Annotated in this window: 4 protein-coding genes; all 4 read right to left on the bottom strand. The window is 73.3% G+C overall.

Annotated elements, in window-relative coordinates; translation table 11 throughout:
* The coding region (locus tag AB1609_16190) for a vWA domain-containing protein (protein MEW6047989.1) at window positions 1–2,046 on the bottom strand (2,046 nt) is incomplete at its 3' end.
* On the bottom strand, window positions 2,043–2,930 hold the full coding sequence (locus AB1609_16185; protein MEW6047988.1) for a DUF58 domain-containing protein: 888 nt from the start codon (window positions 2,928–2,930) through the stop codon (window positions 2,043–2,045). The genes AB1609_16185 and AB1609_16190, both read right to left, overlap by 4 nt.
* On the bottom strand, window positions 2,920–3,945 hold the full coding sequence (locus tag AB1609_16180; GenBank protein ID MEW6047987.1) for a MoxR family ATPase: 1,026 nt from the start codon (window positions 3,943–3,945) through the stop codon (window positions 2,920–2,922). The genes AB1609_16185 and AB1609_16180 overlap by 11 nt, the downstream gene beginning before the upstream one ends.
* Window positions 3,946–3,955: 10 nt before the next feature.
* The coding region (locus AB1609_16175) for a hypothetical protein (GenBank protein ID MEW6047986.1) at window positions 3,956–4,545 on the bottom strand (590 nt) is incomplete at its 5' end.

Genomic DNA, 4,545 nt, shown 5'->3' with positions numbered 1-4,545 from the left:
CATCCAGTAGAGCGCCGCCTCCCCCGCCAGCACGGCCAGCGCCGCCGCAGCTGCATAAGGCCACAGCGGCCGCGTCCCGGCTCGGGCGGGGGCACCAGCGGGCTCGCCAGGCCCGGGAAGCGACCCGGTGCGCCGGAGGTCCGACTCGCTCGCCCCGGGGGGCTGGACCGCCCACATGGCCGCCGGGTTATCGGTGTTTCCAGACGCCGGCCAGGCCTGGTAGACGCCGGCCCGCTCCGTCCGGGTGAACGGTTGGACCGAAGGCCCCTGCACCCGGTGCGGCACGACCTGCGCGTCGGGCGTCACCACCAGCAGCTCGGCCTCGCCCGGGGGCGCCCGCACCGTCACCGCCTCACCGGGCCGCAGCGGCGGCTGCGCCAGTTGCCACGAGTGAGGGGCAGCCAGGCGCACGAGGTTGGCCACCAGCATGGCGAAGGCCACCCGCCCGAGAAGGTTGCTGTCCTCCAGCGCAAAGGCGCTCTCCAGGCGGCGCTGTCCAAAGACGTCCGCCCGTTCCCAGAGAAGCGGCCCGCGGGTTCCCACTACCAGGACGTCGGCATCCTCAGTCACCGGCGGGGCGGCCGGCGAGCGGCGCACCCGCACCCCCTCCAGGTCGGTGAACCGAAGCAGCGGGTGCGTGCGCCTCCAGAAGACCACCGCTTCGTCCAGCACGGACGGGTCGGGCGAGCCTGTCCCCGCAGGTTGCTGCCCCGGCTGGCCGAGCCCCCCCGGAGCCGCTGCGCTTCTCGGGGGGATCACCCACCAGAGGGGCGCCGCCCAAGCGTCGTCCCGCATGGCGCCTGCGGCCCCTTGGGGCGTATCGGGAGGCGGTACCCCGTTGAAGATGACCAGGTGCGCGCCGGTCAGGTAACCTCCTGCCGGCCCGGCCCCCGGCCCCCGGGACGGGGCGGGCGGCAAGGCGGGGGCGGAGGCCCCTTCGGAGATCGCCGCCGGGATCCACAACAGGGCCGTGTGGCCGGCCGCGGTCACGGCGCGCCGGATCGCCGGCGTACCCTCCCCGACCAGGTAGACCATGGCCGGATCCAGGGGATCCGAGAAGACCAGGGCGGCGTTGTTGTCCGCCGCCAGCGCGTCCGGCCGGCGCGGGTCGAGCCGCGCCCGCACGGCCGCCAGGCCTCCCACGCGGTAGGGCAGCACGATCCGGACCGAACGGCCGGGTTCCACGTGGACGGCGCGGGCCTCGCTGAGCCCGAAATCAGCCTGCACGGTCAGCACGCCGTCGAGCGCCTGGCCGGCGAAGTTGGAGACCTCCACCATGATCTGCACGTCCGCCGGGTCCGGCCCGGCCGGGTAGGCCTGCATGGCGGTGATAGCGGCGTTTGCCAGCCCACCCGTGCCCACGCTCACGACCTCCAGACGAGCCCATCGCCCCAGTTCAAGCAGCTCGTCTTGCGCCGTCCTGGTCATCACGCCGTCTGTGGCAAGCCACACCCGCACCGGCTCGCCGCCGGGCACCAGCGACCCAAGCTCCCGCCGGAGCGCCGCGAAGTCCGCGGGCCCGTCCGAGGGCGGCGGGATCTCGTCCAGCGCTTCGCGGGCGCGCCCGGCTGATGGGAAAGGGCCAAGGAAGCTCGGGCCAGCCGGTCCCAAACCGCCGACGTAGATGCGGCGCAGCCCGGCCGGCTCGTCTCCCGACAGGATCTGCGCCAGGGCCCTCTTCGCCAGGGTGAACCGGTCGCCGGCAGCCTCGAGGGCCTGCATGCTCAGCGACCGGTCGACGACGAACACCCCGACCGGCGCGATCGGCGCGGCATTGCGCCACTCGGGCCGTGCGAGCGAAAGGCCAAGCAGCAACCCCGCGGCCACCTGCAGGGCCAGGATCAGGGTGGGGATCAGGCGGCGCAGGAGGGTCTGCTCCCGGATACGCTGCTGGAGAATGCGCCACAGCAGGAGACTTGAAACCGGCAGCCGGCGAGGCCTCGGGCGTACGAGGTGGAGAAGCAGGATCGCGCCCGCCGCCGCCGCCCCGGCCAGCAGCATCCATGGTGACCCCAGCTGGAGGGCGCCCGGCAGCGCGGCGTTCACCGGACCACCCCGGCCTGCCGAAGCTCGCGCGTGACCGCCTCATACGGGGAGGCGCCGCTGGAGAGGGTTACGTAGCGGAAACGGTGCCTGGCCGCCATCGCCGAAAGCTCCGCAACCCAGCGCTCGAGCGCCTCGAGGTAGCGGGAGATGGTGGCCGGGTCGGCCCGAACGAAGATGGAGTCCCCGGATTCCACGTCCACCAGCCTCAGTTCCCCGAGCGCGTCGGGAAGGAGCTCGCCCGCGGACAGGACGTGGAGAAGCACGGCCTCTCGCCGGGCCCGGGCCAGCAGTTGCAGCGCCTGCTCCACCTGGTCCGGAGGGGTGAGGAGGTCGCTGATGAGGATGGTCAGTGCCGGCCCGCGCCGCGCCTGCGTCAGGCGCTGCGCCCACTCCGGCAGGTCCATCGCCCCCTCGGGTACGAGAGCGTCCAGCGCCCGCAGCATCCGCGACAGCGCCTGCGCCGTCCGGCCCGCATAGGTGAGAGCGTACCCGTCCCCGCCGGCCCCCGGTTCGCGGGACGGCACGAGCCGCAGCCGCTCCCCCGACGCGAGCGCCACGTAGCCCAGGCAGGCCGCCAGCCCCCGCGCAAAGGCGAACTTCCGGCCGTCCGGCTGCCCCATCGAGGCGCTGGTGTCGATGGCAAGCTCCATGGGCAGTTGCTCTTCGCGGGCGTAGACCTTGACGTAGGGGCGGTCCAGGCGGGCCAGCGCCTTCCAGTCGATGGAACGGAAGTCGTCCCCCGGCATGTACTCCCGGTGGCTCAAGAAGTCGATGCCCTCGCCCGAACGCCGCACGGGCCGCCACGCCGCCCGGTTCATCTCCGGGGCCAGGCGGGACACGAGCCGGAGGCGTCCCAGGGTGGCAAGCCACCGCTCATCCAGCACGGCCTCGCACGCTTTCCCTCGGCCGTACGGCCTCCCAGGCTTCGATCAGAAGCCGGTCGGTATCAACCCCCTCCGACTCGCCCTCGAAGTTCAGGATCAGGCGGTGGCGCAGCGCCGGCAGCAGCACCGCCTCCACGTCCTCGTAGCTCACGTGCATCCGGCCCCACAGAAGCGCCCTCGCCTTGGCGGCCAGCATGACCGCCTGGGCCCCCCTCGGGCTTGCCCCATACCGCACGAACCGGCGCACCGCCTCTACCGGTGAGCCGTCCGGGCGGGTGGCGGCGATGAGTTCGACGACGGCCTGCCGGACCGGGGTCGCCACCGCTACCATGCGCGCCGCCCGCTGCACCTCCAGCAGTTCGGAGCGGGTGATGACCGGCTTCACCTCCGGCTGCTGCGGGCCGGTCGTGCGATCGATGATCTCGGCCAGCTCCGAGCGGTCGGGATAGCCGAGCCGCACCTTGAAGAAAAAGCGGTCGAGCTGGGCCTCCGGCAGGGGGTAGGTGCCCTCCATCTCAATGGGGTTCTGCGTGGCCAGCACGAAGAACGGCTCCTGCAGCCGGTGTTCCACGCCGGCTACGGTGACGCGGTGCTCCTGCATGGCCTCGAGCAGCGCCGACTGCGTCTTGGGGGTGGCACGGTTGATCTCGTCGGCCAGCACCACCTGCGCGAAGATCGGCCCCGGCTGGAACTGAAACGTGCGCCGCCCCTGCTCGGGGTCGTGCACCAGCACGTTGGTGCCCACGATATCCGCCGGCATCAGGTCGGGCGTGAACTGGATCCGGGAGTAGGCCAGGTCGGTCGCCGCTGCAAGCGTTCGCACCAGAAGCGTCTTGCCAAGCCCGGGCAGCCCCTCCAGCAGCACGTGCCCGCCGGCGGAAAGGGCCAGCAGAACCTGCTCGATGACGTCGCGGTGGCCCACCACGACCGTACCGAGGGCTTCCCGCACACGGCGCATCCGGTCGGCCGTCCTCGCCACCAGCTGCTCTGCTTCCAGCGCGTCCAGGCTCTCCATGAACGCCCCGTCAGCTCCCTTCGCCGGCCAGCGCCTCGAAGTAGCGCCGAACCGCCTCCCGGTATTCCAGCGGCACCGATTCGGTGGTGACAGGTGGCCCTTCGTCACCCGGCTGCATCATCCCCGTGTCGGCCCGCCAGGGGACCCTCGTCCCGCCGGGTTCGGGGCGGACGGACGGGCCGGGCAGCACCGTCAGCACGGCCCCCCGGCCGAGCTGGGGGTTGGACGGCAGAGGCACCCGCTCGCCCGCTCTCCCGAGGGTCGCCTCTGCCTCGGATTCGACGGCACCGGGTGACGTGCCCGGCGGGCCCGGGCCCGTGGGCGTCCCCTTGAGGCCGCCGGACGCGCCGGATCCCTCCGGGTCGCTGGCCCCGCGGCCCGCCGTCGTGCCAGCGTCCTGCTGCCTCGGGCCGCCGGCGGCCGCCTCCTGGTCCAGGCCGGCGCCTTGACCGGGAAGGCCGCCGCGGCTTCCCGGCCGCCTGGTAGGAGCCGTCGGCAGGCCCTCGCCTCCCTCGTCAAGCGACGCGGAGCTGGGCGGGTTTCCCTGAGCGGGCGACCCGGCCGGGCCCTCCCCCTCGCCGCCCGTGCCGTCGCCGGTCT

It is taken from the genome of Bacillota bacterium (genome assembly GCA_040754675.1).
In the GTDB taxonomy this organism is placed as follows: domain Bacteria; phylum Bacillota; class Limnochordia; order Limnochordales; family Geochordaceae; genus Geochorda.
The sequence above is the reverse complement of the archived record's forward strand: the minus strand, read 5'-3'. Positions and strand labels throughout refer to the sequence as shown.

What these genes read in the sequence shown, in the direction of transcription:
- AB1609_16180 (MEW6047987.1), bottom strand. Translation starts at nt 3,945, where the DNA reads ATGGAGAGCCTGGACGCGCTGGAAGCAGAGCAGCTGGTGGCGAGGACG.